The organism is Neomesorhizobium albiziae (genome assembly GCF_900114255.1).
GTDB lineage: Bacteria > Pseudomonadota > Alphaproteobacteria > Rhizobiales > Rhizobiaceae > Neomesorhizobium > Neomesorhizobium albiziae.
The window spans coordinates 56,231-72,265 of record NZ_FOSL01000008.1 but is presented as its reverse complement, the minus strand read 5'-3'; the positions used below and the strand labels follow the sequence as shown (position 1 = coordinate 72,265).

Below are 16,035 nucleotides of genomic sequence, written 5' to 3'. Positions count from 1 at the left end.
TTGTGGGGGAGATGGCCGGCAGGCCAGAGGGGGGCGACGTAGAACACAAACTTCTCCTACCTGCCCGAGTTCTACTTTGCCGACTTCCCATCCCCAGACGGTTTGCATTGGCCCAAGAATTTTTTGTTGATTGACGGATCAATAAAAAATAACGTCCCGCCGGCGAGGAGCAAAATGCCCAAGATCGGAATGGAACCGCTGCGCCGCAAGGCGCTGATCGACGCGACGATCTCTGCGATCGGCGCACGGGGTTCGCTCGACGTGACCATGTCGGAAATTGCCGGCCGCGCCGGCGTTTCCTCGGCTCTGGCGCACCATTATTTCGGCGCCAAGGACGAGCTGCTGCAGGCAACGATGCGCCACCTGCTGGCGGAACTCGGCGGCGACACCCGCGCCGCCCTGCATGCCGCGGGCTCGGGCCAGGCGCGCGTTTCGGCAATCATCGCAGTCAATTTTTCGGAAAAGCAGTTCCAGCCGGAAACGATCGCCGCCTGGCTTGCCTTTTATGTCGAGGCACAGAAGGCCCCGGAATTGCGCCGGCTCCTGCGTATCTATGCGCGGCGCCTGCATTCCAACCTGATGAGCGGGCTGACCGACCTGATGCCACGCGGCGATGCCGAGCGGACCGCGGAAGGCATCGCGGCGCTGATCGACGGCTTCTATATCCGCCGCGCGCTGAAGGACGGCAATCCCAATGCCGGAAGTGCTGCCGCCATCATCGAAGACTATCTCGCGACAAAGTTAAGGACTGCAAGAAAATGATGGTTGGTGCTCTCTCGCGCCCCCCTCTGTCCTGCCGGACATCTCCCCCACAAGGGGGGAGATTGGCAGCTTCTGCCGAGCCGCATTTTCGGCATCATCCGCGATTGGCGAAATCCGAAATGACAGCCGATCTCCCCCCTTGTGGGGGAGATGTCCGGCAGGACAGAGGGGGGCGACGTAGAGCGCTGGCCTATGGGGTTTCAGCATGAAGAGCCCCAATATTCTCATCGTCATGGTCGACCAGCTGAACGGAACGCTGTTTCCGGACGGGCCAGCGGATTTTCTGCACGCACCACACCTGAAGGCGCTGGCGAAACGCTCGGCGCGGTTCCAGAACAACTACACCGCATCGCCGCTGTGCGCGCCGGGCCGCGCCTCCTTCACCAGCGGCCAGCTGCCGTCGCGGACCCGCGTCTACGACAACGCGGCCGAGTTTGCCTCGGATATTCCGACCTATGCGCACCACCTGCGCGCCGCCGGCTACTACACCTGCCTTTCGGGGAAAATGCATTTCGTCGGGCCAGACCAGATGCACGGCTTCGAGGAGCGGCTGACAACGGACATCTATCCCGCCGATTTCGGGTGGACGCCGGACTACCGCAAGCCCGGCGAACGCATCGACTGGTGGTATCACAATCTGGGCTCGGTCGCCGGCGCCGGCGTCGCCGAGACGACCAACCAGATGGAATATGACGACGAAGTGGCGTTTTTCGCCGAACAGAAGCTCTACCAGCTGGCGCGCGAGAGCGACAGCGGGGACCGCCGCCCCTGGTGCCTGACGGTCTCCTTCACGCATCCGCACGACCCCTATGTGGCGCGCCGCAAATACTGGAACCTTTACGAAGATTGCGCAGCGCTCGAACCGGAGACCGGGTTCATCCCCTATGCGAAGCAGGACCCGCATTCGCAGCGGCTCTACTTGGCAAGCGACTACGCGAGCTTCGACATCACGCCCGAACAGGTGCGGCGGTCGCGGCGCGGCTATTTCGCCAACATCTCATATCTCGACGACAAGGTGGGCGGTATCATCGACGTGCTGGAACGCACCCGCATGCTGGACGACACGCTCGTGCTGTTCTGCTCCGACCATGGCGACATGCTGGGCGAGCGCGGCCTGTGGTTCAAGATGTGCTTCTACGAAGGCGCGGCGCGGGTGCCGCTGATGATCGCCGGGCCCGGCATCGCGGCGGGTGCGATCAAAACGCCGGTCTCCAATCTCGACATACTGCCGACGCTTTGCGCGGCAGCCGGCATCGAACTTGGCGGGATCGCGCCGTGGACCGACGGGCAATCGCTGCTGCCGCTGATCGCGGGCGCTCAGCGCACCGCACCGGTGCTGATGGAATATGCCGCGGAGGGTTCCTACGCGCCGATGGTGGCGATCCGCGAGGGCCGTCACAAGTTCGTGCATTGCGAGATCGACCCGCCGCAACTCTTTGATCTTGAATCGGATCCCGGCGAGCGCGTGAACCTTGCGGAAGACCCAGCTTATGCCGGGCTGGTGGCGGAATTCACGGCGAAAGTGCGCGCCCGCTGGGACATGGAAAAGTTCGACGCCGCAGTGCGCGAGAGCCAGGCCCGCCGCTGGGTGGTCTATCCGGCGCTGCGCAACGGCGCCTACTACCCGTGGGAATTCCAGCCGCTGCAGAAGGCTTCGGAGCGCTACATGCGCAACCACATGAACCTCGACACGCTCGAAGAGAGCAAACGGTTTCCGAGAGGCGAATGATGACGGACATGCTGGTTCCCGACCTGGCGCATCTGAAGCGCGCTTATGCGGTGACGTCGAAGGCGACGCAGATGACGCCGCTGCTGGAATCTTCCGCACTCGCCAAGGCCAGTGGCGCCGCACGCGTCTTCGTCAAGCCGGAGTCGCTGCAATGGGCGGGCTCGTTCAAGATCCGCGGTGCCTACTGGCGGCTGAAGCAGCTTTCCAAGGATGAAGCGCGGCGCGGCGTGGTCGCCTACTCCTCCGGCAATTTCGCGCAAGGGCTGGCGGCGGCCGGCGAGGCGCTGGGCATTCCCGTCACCATCGTCATGCCGGTCGACGCACCGGCGGCCAAGCGCGACGCCACGGCAGGTTATGGCGCGCGCGTGGTGCTGACCGATCATGGCGAGCGCGCCCGCGAGGAGGTCGCGTCGGAGCGCGCCCGCCAGATCGCGGCCGAGGAAGGCCTGGCGCTGCTGCATCCCTTCGACGATCCCGAAATCGTCGCCGGCCAGGCGGGCGCGGGGCTTGAAGCGCTCGACCAACTGGCCGCGCGCGACGCCAAGGCTGACCTACTATTGTGCCCGGTCGGCGGCGGCGGACTGATCGGCGGCGTGTCGCTGGCCTTCCGCTACCTGTCGCCGCAGACCGAGATCATCGGCGTCGAGCCGGAAGGCTTCAACGGCATGGGCAGTTCGCTGGCGCGCGGCGCGATTGAAACGATGCCGCTGGCGCCGGGCTCGATCTGCGACGGGCTGATGGCGCGTGCGCCGGGCAAGGCGCCTTTCGCCGCCGTGGCAACCGCCGGCGTGCGCGGGCTGACCGTCGCCGACGCGGCGGTGCGCCGCGCCATGAAGATCGCCTTCGAACGCATGAAGCTGGTGCTCGAGCCTTCGGGCGCGGCTTCGCTTGCCGCCCTGCTCGACGGCAAGGTCGACGTTTCCGGCAAGACCGTGCTCGTGGTCGCCACCGGTGGCAACGTCTCACTCCCGGATTTCATGAAACATGTCGCCGATGCTTGAAGCCGATTTTGTCATTGTCGGTTCCGGTTCGGCCGGTTCGGCGCTCGCGTCGCGGCTCTCCGAGGACGGCCGCCATTCGGTGATCGTCATCGAATATGGCGGCACCGATTTCGGGCCGTTCATCCAGATGCCGGCCGCCCTTTCCTTCCCGATGAACATGAGCCGCTACGACTGGGGTTTTACCAGCGAGCCGGAGCCGCACCTCGACGGTCGCGTGCTGGTGACACCACGCGGAAAAGTGCTCGGCGGCTCGTCCTCGATCAACGGCATGGTCTATGTGCGCGGCCACGCCCGCGACTTCGACCACTGGGCCGAGGAAGGTGCGAGCGGCTGGGCCTATGCCGACGTGCTTCCCTATTTCAAGCGCATGGAAACCGCGCATGGCGGTGAGGACGGCTGGCGCGGCGCCAGCGGGCCGCTGCATGTGCGGCCGGGCAAGCAGCGCAATCCGCTCTACAAGGCTTTCGTCGAGGCGGGGCGCCAGGCGGGTTTCGAGACGACGCCGGACTACAACGGCTCGAAGCAGGAAGGCTTCGGCGTGATGGAGCAGACCATCCATCACGGCCGCCGCTGGTCGGTGGCGAATGCCTATCTGAGGCCAGCGCTCAAACGCAAAAATGTGAGTCTCGTCAACGGTTTCGCGCGGCGCGTGGTGATCGAGAATCAACGCGCCATCGGCGTCGAGGTCGAAGCTCGCAAACAGATTCAAGTCGTTAAAGCACGGCGTGAGGTGATCGTGGCGGCGTCGTCGATCAACTCGCCGAAGCTTCTGATGCTGTCGGGCATCGGGAAGGCGGCGCATCTCAAGGAGCACGGCATCGAGGTGGTGTCGGACCGGCCGGGCGTCGGGCAGAACCTGCAGGACCACATGGAGCTTTACATCCAGCAGGAATCCATCCTGCCGATCACGCTCCATTCCAAGCTGAACCTCTTCTCCAAGGCGATGATCGGAGCCGAGTGGCTGTTCTTCAAGAGCGGGCTCGGCGCCACCAACCATTTCGAGAGCGCCGCCTTCGTACGCTCCAAGCCGGGCGTCGACTATCCCGACATCCAGTATCATTTCCTGCCGGCGGCGATCCGCTACGACGGCAAGGCGGCGGCCAGGTCGCACGGCTTCCAGGCGCATGTCGGACCGATGCGGTCGAAGTCGCGCGGCGCGGTGACGCTGAAATCATCCGATCCATGGGAGAAGCCGGCGATCCGCTTCAACTACATGTCGCACGAGGACGACTGGGCGGATTTTCGCCACTGCATAAGGCTGACGCGCGAAATCTTCGGTCAGAAAGCGTTCGATGCCTATCGCGGCAGCGAGATTTCGCCAGGCATCCGCGTGCAGAGCGACGACGAGTTGGACGCCTTCATCCGCGAGCACGCCGAAAGCGCCTTCCACCCGTGCGGAACCTGCCGGATGGGGCGTGCCGACGATCCGCGCAGCGTGGTCGATCCGGAATGCCGGGTGATCGGCGTCGAAGGCCTGCGGGTTGCGGACTCGTCGATCTTCCCGCGGGTGACCAACGGCAATCTCAATGGCCCGTCGATCATGACCGGCGAAAAGGCCGCCGACCATATCCTCGGCAAACAGCCGCTCGCGCCTTCCAACCAGGAACCATGGATCAATCCGCGCTGGCGGGTGAGCGACCGATAGAGCATGATCCGATAAGCGACTTGGAGAACATCATGAAAGTGCAGCCGACCGCATCGCACTACATCAACGGCCGCTTCGTCGAGGACGAACAGGGCGCCGCCCTTCCGGTGATCTACCCGGCGACTGGCGAGACGATCGCTAAGCTGCATTCGGCCACCCCCAACATCGTCGAGCTGGCGGTGGAAGCGGCGCGCGAGGCGCAGCCGGCCTGGGCGCGGCTGAAGCCGGTGGAGCGCGGCCGCATCCTGCGCAAGGCAGCCGACCTGCTGCGTGAACGCAACGCGCAACTGGCGAGGCTCGAGACGCTCGACACCGGCAAGGCGATCCAGGAGACACTGGTGGCCGACGCTGCTTCCGCTGCCGACGCCATCGAATTCTTCGCCGGGGCGATCGCCGGCTACAATGGCGACTACGTCGACCTCGGCGGGCCGTTCGCCTACACCAAGCGCGAGGCGCTGGGCGTCTGCGTCGGCATCGGCGCCTGGAACTATCCGATCCAGGTGGCCGGCTGGAAATCGGCGCCGGCGCTGGCGATGGGCAATGCGATGGTGTTCAAGCCATCCGAAAACACACCGCTTTCCGCACTTGCGCTGGCCGAGATCTATTCCGAAGCCGGCCTGCCCGACGGGCTGTTCAACGTCGTGCAGGGCTATGGCGATGTCGGCGGCGCGCTGGTCTCGCATCCGGGCGTGGCAAAAGTCTCGCTGACCGGCTCGATCGGCACTGGAAAGCGGGTCCTGTCGCTTGCCGGCGCGCAGATGAAGCACGCCACTATGGAGCTTGGCGGCAAGTCGCCGCTGATCGTCTTCGACGACGCCGATGTGGAAAACGCCGTCGGCGGCGCCATGCTCGGCAATTTCTACTCGACCGGCCAGGTCTGTTCCAACGGCACCCGGGTTTTCGTGCACGACGGAATTTTCGACCGCTTCCTCGACCGGCTGACCGAACGCACCAAGGCGATCCGCATCGGCGATCCGCTCGACCCCGACACACAGATGGGGCCGCTGATCAACAAGGCGCAGCATGAAAAGGTGACCGGTTACATCCAGGCAGGCAAGGACGACGGCGCCGTGCTGCACTATGGCGGCAAGGTTCCGGCACTGCAGGGTTTCGAGGGCGGCTTCTTCGTCGAGCCAACGATCTTCACCGGCGTGAAGGATGACATGCGCATCGCGCGGGAAGAAATCTTCGGGCCGGTGATGAGCGTGCTCTCCTTCGCCGACGAGGACGAGGTCATTGCCCGCGCCAACGACACGGAGTTCGGGCTGGCGGCGGGCGTGTTCACCCGCGACCTGCCGCGCGCGCACCGGGTGATCGGCGAGCTGCAGGCCGGCACCTGCTGGATCAATGCCTACAACCTGACGCCCGTGGAAGTGCCGTTCGGCGGCTACAAGCAATCCGGCATCGGCCGGGAAAACGCGCTGGCCGCATTGGGGCATTACTCGCAGCTGAAATCCGTCTATGTCGAGACGGGGGATGTGCAGAGCCCGTACTGAGCAAAGCGGCGAGCCGGTTAGCCGGCCCTCAGCTTTTATTGATTCTCAGGTCGTCCGAATATCCGGCGTTGACGCGAGGCCACTGGACTATGGGACGGCCGTCGATGCGATAGCCTTGCTCGTCTTCCGACAATTTTTTCCAGCCGTCCGGCGAGTCCTCGAACGCCTCCTGCCGCCCGTAGACCGTCAGATCGAGCAATGCGTAGCTGTTGCCCATCACCTCGACGCCGCGCCCGGTCGTCCAATATGTCTCGAAGACTTTTGACCCCTGCCGTAGGTAACAGACGAGATGCATCATACCGACCCGACGCCCGACTAACAGGGTGTCGAGCGACTTCTCGGCCGAGTACCAGGGCATTTTCCAGCCCATGAAGTCGCGATAGCGTGCGCTCTCCTCGTACAGGCCCTGGCAAAAGGTGGCATAGGTGACGTCACGGGAATGAATGAAGGACAACTCTCGGACCTGGGAAGTATACAGCGTGCATCCCTCGCACTGGTCCGGCGCAGGTTTGCCGGGGTACCACATGAAATAATAGGCGATGAGCATCCGGCGACCCTCAAACGTGTCGAGCAATGTCACCGGCCCGTTTGCGCCGATGAGCGGCGTCGCGCCATCCACCTCGACCATGGGCAGCCGCCGCCGGGCGGCGGCGATGGCGTTGCCTTCCTTTGCGTGGGCTTTCTCTCGGACGCGCAACGCATCCAGCTGCGCCTGGAACGTGGTCCGATCGACAACCTTGGGCGCTCCAAGGTCATTTCCCATACGGTTTTTCATCGTCAATCTCCGTAGCCGGACTTACGACTAGGCTTTCACCTACTGGTCGCGGAATGCCGCCTCCCCGGCATCCGATACCTCGACCCATTTCTTGTCGGGCTCCGCATCCGCGGTGTAGCTGTCGTGCCAGTTCCACCATTTGTAGGTCGGCGTCTGGGGATAGCCCGCGGGCGAGTTTTCCCAGACTTCCTGGCGGCCGAGCGGCGTCATGTCGAGATAGCTCCAGACCGTCCCGATCGCCTCGTCGCCGCGGCTGTTGATGAGATAGGTGCGGAAAATCCGATCGCCGTCGTGGATGAACACGTTGTGGCCGTGCCATTCGTCGACGCCGAAATCCTTGTCGAAGCTGTCGGTGATGGTGACCCAAGGCATTTCCCAGCCCATCCTCGCCTTCAGCCGCGCGATGTCGGCCTGCGGCGCACGCGAGGCAAAGACGAGCGTGGTGTCGCGGGCATTGACGTGGGCAAGATGGGAAACCTGGTCGGCCACCATGGAACAGCCCCGGCAGGCTTGCTCCGGCCAGCCATAAACGCCCGGCTCGAAGAAGGCGCGGTAGACGATCAGCTGGCGCCGGCCCTCGAACAGGTCGAGCAGGCTCACCGTGCCGTCGGGTGCTTCGAACTTGTACTCCTTCTCCACCGCCATCCACGGCATGCGCCGGCGCTCGGCGGCCAGAGCGTCATGGGCCCTGAGCTGGGCCTTTTCCTTCACCAGCAGCTTCTCGCGGGCGGCTTCCCACGCCTGCGGCGACACGACAGGTGGCGTTTGCATGCCGGCAAGTTCGCCGTTCTTTCCATTCCGGGCTGATGTGCTCATGACCTTGAACCTCCTGATCTGGATGAACTCCGTAGCTACCCCTGGAGCATGATCTCTTCCGAAAACCGGTTTCCACTTTCCGGGATCATACTTTTTGTTGGAGCATGATCTTCTCCGAAAACCGGTTTCCACTTTCCGGGATCATGCTCTAACGGCGAAAGCGCGAATACGTTTCGCCGACGGGCGTGAGAGCGTTCTCGCATCGGAAGTCGACAGGGCGGGAGTAACAAGTCTGGCGGGATTGGGGTGGAAGTCGCTCTGCGTCTTGCACCAGTTAGCGTTGGGCGGATTTCTCCACCTGCGCGAGTGTTTGCAGCGACCGCAATATTCCGACCTCTTTTATTCATATTAGAACTCTCTTAATTAAGAATTTACTTAATATATCGGACACTTGCTGGCCGAACTGTTCTCAATTGACTGACCCAAACCCCACGGGCATCATCGGCGCGGGATCATTGCGGTGCAACTTTAGGGCGGATCATTCTCAGCATGAGGAAATGCAATGATCCGGAAAATTTTGTGGGTGAGCACGGCTGTCGTAGGCCTGAACTGCGGAGCAGTTCTGGCCCAGGAGGCAACCAAGCCGAAAGACGCGGAACAGGCGACGAGGGATGTACACTCACGGTTCCTCACCGAGCTGCCGTTTTCCGACAAGGCTGATTTCGACAGCGCCAGCCGTGGGTTGATTGCGCCATTGCCTGATGGCGTGATCAAGGACGCAGACGGCAAGCTCATCTGGGACATGAAGACGTACGAGACCTTCATGAACTCCGAGACTGCGCCCGACACCGTCAATCCGAGCCTTTGGCGGCAGGAACGGCTCAACAACTACTCCGGCCTGTTCGAGGTCACCAAGGGCATACACCAGGTGCGCGGCTTCGACCTGTCGAATATGACCATCATCGAAGGCGAAACCGGCCTGATCATCATCGATCCGCTGATTTCAACGGCAACGGCGGCGGCCGGACTGAAGCTCTATCATGAGAAGGTCAACCAGAAGCCGGTCGTGGCGGTGATCTATTCGCACAGCCACGTCGATCACTATGGCGGCGTCAAGGGCGTCATCTCCGAAGACGACGTGAAGGCTGGCAAGGTGAAGGTCTATGCACCGTCCGGCTTCCTCGAACACGCGGTTGTCGAAAACGTTTATGCCGGCAACGCGATGAGCCGCCGCGCTCAATACATGTATGGCGCGCTGCTGCCCAAGGATGCGCGTGGCCAGGTGGGCACCGGCTTGGGCAAGACCACGTCGAGCGGCGAGGTAACCCTGATTGCGCCTACCGACATCATAGGGGCAAAGGGCGAAGCGACGGAAAAGGCAACGATCGACGGCATCGAAGTCGAATTCCAGCTTACGCCCGGCACGGAAGCCCCGTCCGAGATGAACATGTTCTTTCCCGACCTGAAGGCTCTCGGAGCGGCGGAAAACGCTACCCACACGCTGCACAACATCCTGACGCTTCGCGGCGCTGTGGTTCGCGATCCGCTGATCTGGTCGAAATATCTCGACGACACGATAGGGCTCTACGCCGACAAGGTTGACGTCGTGTTCGCGCAGCATCACTGGCCGACCTGGGGCGCCGACAAGATCAAGCCTTTCCTGGCCGACCAGCGCGACATGTACAAATACATCAACGACCAGACGCTGCGGCTCCTGAACATCGGGCTGACGCCGATGGAGATCGCCGAGGAACTCAAGACGCTGCCGCCCCACCTCGCAACGAAGTGGTACAATCGCGACTATTACGGTTCGATGAGCCACAATGTTCGCGCCGTCTACCAGCGCTATCTCGGATTCTACGACGGCAATCCCGCCAATCTCGATCCGCTCCAGCCCGTCGCTGCGGGAAAGAAGTATGTCGAGTTCATGGGTGGCGCCGACAAGGCTGTCGAGATGGCCCGCGAGTCCTTCAAAAAGGGCGAGTTCCGCTGGGTTGCCCAGGTCATGAACCACGTGGTCTTCGCCGATCCGGACAACAAGGACGCCAAGGAACTGCTGGCCGACGCGCTGGAGCAGATCGGATACCAAACCGAAAACGGCACCTGGCGAAGCGTGATGCTGATGGGCGCGTTCGAATTGCGCAACGGCGTCCCCGAGGGAGCGTTCTCGACCGCATCGCCGGACACCATCAAGGCGATGACGCTCGACATGTATTTCGACTACATGGGCATCCGCTTGAACGGCGAAAAGGCCGCCAACCTGCCGGAAACGGCCTTCAACTGGAACTTCACGGACACCAAGCAGCAATACGCCATGACCTTGCGCAACGGTGCGCTGACTTACCGGAAAGGTGTCCAGATTCCGGATGCGGCCGTTGGCCTCGAGCTCACGCGCACCGCGCTTGACGATGTGACGCTCGGCAAGAGCACTTTCGAAAAAGAGATCGAGAGCGGCAACATCAAGCTCACCGGCGACGCAGCCAAATTCAAAGAGCTTTTTGGCATGTTGGACACGTTCGACGTGATGTTCAACATCGTCACGCCGTAAACGCGCGAAATCGAACCGGCGGCCAGCGCGATCGCGGCCGCCGGGCTTCACCGCATCGTTGAAAATTGAATGCCTGGAGAGGGCTCTTCATGACTGTTGGATTGAAAAGAAAACTTGCCGGACTTGGCGCCGCGACCCTTGCGCTGGTACCGACAGGCACACTGGCGGATGGCGCACGCGACTGGATCAGCGTGCCCGTCGACATGAATTTTCTGTACGTCTACTACACCTACTCGAACGCGGAAGCCTCGATCGATTCAAACCTGCCCATCGATGGCGCCTCGGTCGATGCAAGTGTCCCCATCGTTCGCTATGCGCGATCGTTCGATCTCGGCGGCAGGGTCGGCGGCATTCAGCTGATCGCGCCATACGGGTTCATCGATGCGCGTCTCGACGGCACGTCCCTGGAGACGTCGACCGACGGCATCGGCGACATCATGGGCATCTTTGTTGCGAACATTTACGGCGCGCCGGCGCTCTCGAAGGAACAGTTTGCGAAGTGGAAGCCGGAACAATACCTGACGGCGTCCCTGGCGGTTACCGCGCCAACCGGGAAATACGACGCCGACAAAATGCTCAACGTGGGCAAGAACCGCTGGGTGTTCAAACCGCAGCTTTCCTGGGGCCAGCCCTATGACCGGGGCGCACTGCTCGCGGTCAACGCCAATGTTCAGATATTCACCGACAACGACGAATATCACGGCAGCAGCGTACTCGAACAGGATGCCCTGTTCTCCATCGAAGCGCATTACAGCCAGAACCTGACCAAGGCATTCTGGCTCTCCGCGGACGCCTTCTATTCCTACGGCGGGGAAACCAGCGTCGACGGCGTCGAGCAAGACAATCTGCAGAGCACGCTAAAGCTCGGCGTCAGCGGCAGCTTCAACTTCACACCTGTCGACGCCGTCACCGTCGCCTTCAACAGTACGGTGGCAAAGCGAGACTCGACCCCGAGCGCGCAAACATTCTCGATCAACTACAATCGCGCCTGGTAGCCAGATCAATCGCCGTCAGCCGATTGTCCTTCGAGCGTCGAGACGCAATGCCGCGTCTCGGCTAACCTCGGGAAGGCAATCAGCTTTTCGGATCGTCTTCGGTGCCGTCCAGATACTGCGTCAGCGCCGAGACAAGGTGATAAAAGATCGAGGCGGGGACTTCGGTCGCCAGCGAACGGCCGCGTTCGTCGATCTGGTCGATCCACAGGCCCTGCGGTGCCGGGTCGATGTGCCAGCGGAACAGGCGGCCGACACGCGCCTCGATTTCCGGTTTCAGGTCGGGACCGCCGGTGCCGTCGAGCGCGATGGCCGCCTTGATTGATTCCGACTGCGGCCAGCTGCGCGAGACGCCTTCCAGCGGCAGGCCCTGGCGCGACACGGCGGCATAGGCAAGGCCGGTGGCGCGGTTGAGCCCGTTGGCGATGGCCGAGGCATAAAGCTTGCGGGCAAAGACGATGAGGTCCTTCTGGCCGCTCTTGGCCGCGAAATCGACAAGCAGCGACGCCCATTCGAAGTGATGGCCGGGCTCGGTCCAGTCGCCCTCGACGCCCGCCGCCGGCTTCCAGTCGCGGTCGAAGAATTCGCCCAGCGTCCAGCTTTCGGGGTCGAAGAAATGGCTGCGGAACAGATCGATGATGCGGGCGGCGCGCCTGAGATAGGCGCGGTCGCCGGTGACCGTGTGCCAGGCCAAAAACGCTTCCAGAAGATGCATGTGCGGGTTGGAGCGTCGCATCCCCTCCCCGTCAGGTGTCTCCAGGAAGCCTGTCAGGCGCGCATCCTCGAGGTGCGTGTCGAGAAAGTGGAAGGTTTCCTCGGCCAGCCACAGCGCATCCCTGTGACCGACGCGATAGGCGTGCGCCAGCGCCAGAAGCACGCATGAATGGTCGTAGGCGTCTTCCACCGGATCGGCGACAGAGCCATCGACATTCAGCGTGCGCACAAAGCCGCCGCGATCGGTGCGGCCCTTGTTGGCGATGAAGCCGATGCCGTGGTGGATCAGCCGATCGGCCTGGCCCTGCCAGCCGCGTTCCTTGGCGACGGCGAAGGCATAGATCTGGCGCGCCATGGTGCGCATGCGCTTCGGTTTTTTCAGCGCGCGGCCGTCAAAGCCCAGCGCCTCGTGAAAGCCGCCATGCACCTCGTCGACGCCGGCGGTCGACCACAGCGGCAGCGTTTCGTCGAACAGCCAGTGGCCGACGCGCTTGCGCCAGCCGCCGCTGACGATGACGCGGTCGTGCGCGGGGGTGAATTTGGTCTCCAGCCGGCCGCTCTTTTCCAGCTGCTCGACGATCTTCTTGACGTTCTGGCTGTGGCTGACCGGCGCGACGAAGGTAGCGTCCGGGGTCGAGACGATGGCGACATCCTTCAAGCCTATCGCCGACAGAAGCCGCCCTTCGCTGCGCAGGTAGGAATTCTCGCAATCGATGGCGACGACATCGCCGACCACGACATTGCCGTCCTTGTCGGACGGGCTGACGTCGAGCAGCGACTGCCAGGAGCCGAGATCGTTCCAGCGGAAGCCCGCCGGCACCATGGCGATGTCGGCGACGCGCTCGGCGATCGCGTAGTCGACGGAAATCGAGGGAATAGCGGAATAGAGGTCGAGCGACATGTAGAGGCCGGACACATCGCCGACCGCCTTGCCGAAGGCTTCAGCCGCGGTCTGCCATATCTCCGGCTGGAACTTCTCGAAGGCCTGGCGCATCGAGCCGGCGCGAAACAGGAAGATGCCGGTGTTCCAGAAGAAGGTTCCGGCGGCGAGATAGGACTTCGCCGTCTCAAGATCCGGCTTTTCGACGAAACGCGACACGGTGCGCACCTCGCTTTCGCCGGCCGCCACCTCGATGTAACCGAAGCCGGTTTCCGGCTGCGTCGGCTTGATGCCGAACACCACAAGCCGGCCCTCGGCCGCCGCGGGGGCGCCCTTCTCGATGGTCTGCCAGAACTGGCGATCGGTCGAAATCTCGTGGTCGGACGGCACCACCAGCACCAGCGCGTCGTCGCCATGGGCGGCGATGGATTGCAGGGTGGCGATCGCCACCGCGGCGGCAGTGTTGCGGCCGACCGGCTCGAAGATGGCGCCGCCGCCATTCAGGTCCAGCGAGGCGATGTCGGTGCGCACGCGGTCGGCATGGCGCTCCGAGGCGATGAGGTAGATCGGCGTCTCGCCGGCCGGCCTTGCCTTCAGCCGGCGCAGCGTCTTCACCAGCATGGAGCCGTCGCCGGACAGATCGTGGAACTGTTTCGGATTGTCCTCGCGCGACAGCGGCCAGAGCCTGGAGCCGACGCCCCCGCTCATGACGAAACTTACGATCCGTTCTGCCATCTGCCCCGTTGCCCGTCAGAATGTCTGGTTGTAGGCGCCGACTTCCGGGCTCTTGCGCAGCACCGCGTCGACCGCCTCGAACATTTCGCGCCGGCGCTCCGACGAAACCGGGCTCTCGACGACGACCACCAGCTCCGGCTTGTTGGACGACGCCCGCACGAGGCCCCAGGTGCCATCCTCGGCGACGACGCGCACGCCGTTGGTGGTCACCAGATCGGCGATCTTCTGGCCGGCAAGGGCCTCGCCATGCGCCTTCATCTCCTGGAAATCCGCCGTCACCCTGTCGACCACGCCATACTTCACCTCGTCGCCGCAATGCGGCGACATCGTTGGCGTGCCATAGGTCAACGGCAGGTCGCGGTAAAGGTCGGCCATCGACTTTTGCGGATTGCGGTCGAGCATCTCGCAAACGGCGATCGCCGTCACCAGCCCGTCGTCATAGCCGCGGCCTATCGGCGGATTGAAGAAGAAGTGCCCGGACTTTTCGAACCCGGCAATGGCGCCGAGTTCGGCGACGCGCCGCTTGATGTAGGAATGGCCGGTCTTCCAGTAGTCGGTCTTAGCGCCGTTCGCCTTCAGCACCGCATCGGTGTTGAACAGGCCGGTCGACTTCACATCGACGACGAACCGGGCGCCAGGGTGGAGCGCGGAAATATCCCGCGCGAGCATCACTCCCACCTTGTCGGCGAAAATCTCGTTGCCTTCATTGTCGACGACGCCGCAGCGGTCGCCGTCGCCGTCGAAACCCAGGCCGACATCGGCGCCGGTCTCCAGCACCTTGTCACGGATCGCATGCAGCATCTCCATGTCTTCCGGATTGGGATTGTAGCGGGGGAAACTGTGGTCGAGTTCGGTGTCGAGCGGAACGACCTCGCAGCCGATCGCTGCAAGCATCTGCGGCGCGAACGCGCCGGCGGTGCCATTGCCGCAGGCGCAGACCACCTTCAGCTGGCGCTTCAGCCTTTTGCCCGCCGTCAGGTCGTCGAGATAGGTCTTGCGAAAGTCCGCCACGAATTCGTAGGAGCCGCCGCCGACGAGATCGAAATCGCCGGCAAGCACGATTTCCTTCAGCGCGCCCATCTCCTCTGGGCCGAAGGTCAGCGGGCGCTGAGCTCCCATCTTGACGCCGGTCCAGCCGTTTTCGTTGTGAGAGGCGGTGACCATGGCGACCGACGGCGTGTCGAGCGCGAACTGGGCGAAATAGGCCATCGGTGAAAGGGCAAGGCCGATATCCTTCACCCGGGCGCCGGCGGCCATCAGGCCAGACACCAGCGACAGCTTGATGGCCATCGAATAACTGCGGAAATCGTGACCGGTGACGATGTCCGGCCCGGCGCCCAGCCGGCGTATCAAGGTGCCGAGCCCCATCCCCAGCGCCTGCACGCCCATCAGGTTGAGCTCGGGCTCCCTGCTCGAGGCGGGATGGCCAAACCACCAGCGCGCATCGTATTCGCGAAAACCGCTCGGCTTCACCAGCGCTGTGGTCTCGAAGGCAAAGGTGTTCGGCCTGGCATCGCCGACGGGCTTCAACGTCACGGAAGGATGTCTCCAAGAGCAGGAATTGCCGAATGAACTGTAGCTACAACGATTTATGGCTGCGTAAAGCGCTGGGATGTTTCAGATCGCTTCCCACGCCTTACGTCTTTGATCCTATGCATGTCGTTATCACAAAACCGCTGCACACTTTTGCGCGACATGCATTAAACGATCCCGGCGCGCTTTGCGACAGGGGAAAATCGAAAAGCAAATCAGCGACTTCGACTATTCCAGCTTTTTGTTGAATCATTTCCCCTTGGTGCCTTGCGGGAACGAGGCATGGCGGCTATAAGCCCGCCGTCTGGTCGCGGAGTGTAGCGCAGCCTGGTAGCGCACATCGTTCGGGACGATGGGGTCGCAGGTTCAAATCCTGCCACTCCGACCAGAAAAATCACGAGATTGGTTCAGGAGAGTTCGATCTCCTCAGATTTCCTTGAGGAAATCCCCGACCAGCGACCTGCCGTCA

11 protein-coding genes and 1 tRNA gene are annotated in these 16,035 nt (G+C 62.9%); 8 read left to right on the top strand and 4 right to left on the bottom strand.

What is annotated here, in order from left to right:
* Positions 1-174: 174 nt before the first annotated feature.
* The 5 genes from betI (at position 175) to betB (ending at position 6,633) form a co-directional block, all read left to right on the top strand.
* The gene (gene betI, locus F3H98_RS14590; RefSeq protein WP_149760879.1) at positions 175-762 is read left to right on the top strand and encodes a transcriptional regulator BetI; all 588 of its coding nucleotides are present in this window, start codon (positions 175-177) and stop codon (positions 760-762) included.
* Positions 763-967: 205 nt separating this feature from the next.
* Positions 968-2,491, top strand: coding sequence for a choline-sulfatase (gene betC / locus F3H98_RS14580; RefSeq protein WP_149760877.1), 1,524 nt, complete (start codon positions 968-970; stop codon positions 2,489-2,491).
* Positions 2,491-3,492, top strand: coding sequence for a threonine/serine dehydratase family protein (locus F3H98_RS14575; RefSeq protein WP_149761038.1), 1,002 nt, complete (start codon positions 2,491-2,493; stop codon positions 3,490-3,492). The genes betC and F3H98_RS14575 overlap by 1 nt, the downstream gene beginning before the upstream one ends.
* Positions 3,485-5,137, top strand: coding sequence for a choline dehydrogenase (betA, locus tag F3H98_RS14570; RefSeq protein ID WP_149761037.1), 1,653 nt, complete (start codon positions 3,485-3,487; stop codon positions 5,135-5,137). The genes F3H98_RS14575 and betA overlap by 8 nt, the downstream gene beginning before the upstream one ends.
* A gap of 32 nt (positions 5,138-5,169) precedes the next feature.
* The gene (gene betB, locus F3H98_RS14565) at positions 5,170-6,633 is read left to right on the top strand and encodes a betaine-aldehyde dehydrogenase (protein ID WP_149760876.1); all 1,464 of its coding nucleotides are present in this window, start codon (positions 5,170-5,172) and stop codon (positions 6,631-6,633) included.
* Between the two features lie 28 nt (positions 6,634-6,661).
* Here betB and F3H98_RS14560 read toward each other — a convergent pair whose 3' ends face one another.
* Both F3H98_RS14560 and F3H98_RS14555 read right to left on the bottom strand, forming a co-directional pair.
* A complete protein-coding gene (locus F3H98_RS14560) occupies positions 6,662-7,408 on the bottom strand; it encodes a DUF899 family protein (RefSeq protein ID WP_149760875.1) in 747 nt (248 codons plus the stop codon).
* 39 nt (positions 7,409-7,447) lie between these two features.
* On the bottom strand, positions 7,448-8,224 hold the full coding sequence (locus F3H98_RS14555) for a DUF899 domain-containing protein (RefSeq protein ID WP_149760874.1): 777 nt from the start codon (positions 8,222-8,224) through the stop codon (positions 7,448-7,450).
* 502 nt (positions 8,225-8,726) lie between these two features.
* Here F3H98_RS14555 and F3H98_RS14550 point away from each other — a divergent pair.
* A complete protein-coding gene (locus F3H98_RS14550) occupies positions 8,727-10,712 on the top strand; it encodes an alkyl/aryl-sulfatase (RefSeq protein WP_149760873.1) in 1,986 nt (661 codons plus the stop codon).
* Between the two features lie 89 nt (positions 10,713-10,801).
* Positions 10,802-11,707, top strand: coding sequence for a transporter (locus F3H98_RS14545; protein ID WP_149760872.1), 906 nt, complete (start codon positions 10,802-10,804; stop codon positions 11,705-11,707).
* A gap of 79 nt (positions 11,708-11,786) precedes the next feature.
* Here the strand turns inward: F3H98_RS14545 and F3H98_RS14540 are convergent, their stop codons facing one another.
* The gene (locus tag F3H98_RS14540; RefSeq protein WP_149760871.1) at positions 11,787-14,033 is read right to left on the bottom strand and encodes an AGE family epimerase/isomerase; all 2,247 of its coding nucleotides are present in this window, start codon (positions 14,031-14,033) and stop codon (positions 11,787-11,789) included.
* 15 nt (positions 14,034-14,048) lie between these two features.
* Positions 14,049-15,569, bottom strand: coding sequence for a phosphomannomutase/phosphoglucomutase (locus F3H98_RS14535; protein WP_149760870.1), 1,521 nt, complete (start codon positions 15,567-15,569; stop codon positions 14,049-14,051).
* 308 nt (positions 15,570-15,877) lie between these two features.
* Between F3H98_RS14535 and F3H98_RS14530 the strand changes: the two genes are divergently transcribed.
* Positions 15,878-15,954, top strand: a tRNA-Pro gene (locus F3H98_RS14530).
* Positions 15,955-16,035 lie beyond the last annotated feature (81 nt).

Excerpts from the sequence above, each read along its gene's own strand:
- F3H98_RS14545 (WP_149760872.1), top strand. The coding sequence starts at position 10,802 with ATGACTGTTGGATTGAAAAGAAAACTTGCCGGACTTGGCGCCGCGACC.
- F3H98_RS14560 (WP_149760875.1), bottom strand. The coding sequence starts at position 7,408 with ATGAAAAACCGTATGGGAAATGACCTTGGAGCGCCCAAGGTTGTCGAT.
- betC (WP_149760877.1), top strand. The coding sequence starts at position 968 with ATGAAGAGCCCCAATATTCTCATCGTCATGGTCGACCAGCTGAACGGA.
- betA (WP_149761037.1), top strand. The coding sequence starts at position 3,485 with ATGCTTGAAGCCGATTTTGTCATTGTCGGTTCCGGTTCGGCCGGTTCG.
- betB (WP_149760876.1), top strand. The coding sequence starts at position 5,170 with ATGAAAGTGCAGCCGACCGCATCGCACTACATCAACGGCCGCTTCGTC.
- F3H98_RS14550 (WP_149760873.1), top strand. The coding sequence starts at position 8,727 with ATGATCCGGAAAATTTTGTGGGTGAGCACGGCTGTCGTAGGCCTGAAC.
- F3H98_RS14555 (WP_149760874.1), bottom strand. The coding sequence starts at position 8,224 with ATGAGCACATCAGCCCGGAATGGAAAGAACGGCGAACTTGCCGGCATG.
- betI (WP_149760879.1), top strand. The coding sequence starts at position 175 with ATGCCCAAGATCGGAATGGAACCGCTGCGCCGCAAGGCGCTGATCGAC.
- F3H98_RS14540 (WP_149760871.1), bottom strand. The coding sequence starts at position 14,033 with ATGGCAGAACGGATCGTAAGTTTCGTCATGAGCGGGGGCGTCGGCTCC.
- F3H98_RS14575 (WP_149761038.1), top strand. The coding sequence starts at position 2,491 with ATGACGGACATGCTGGTTCCCGACCTGGCGCATCTGAAGCGCGCTTAT.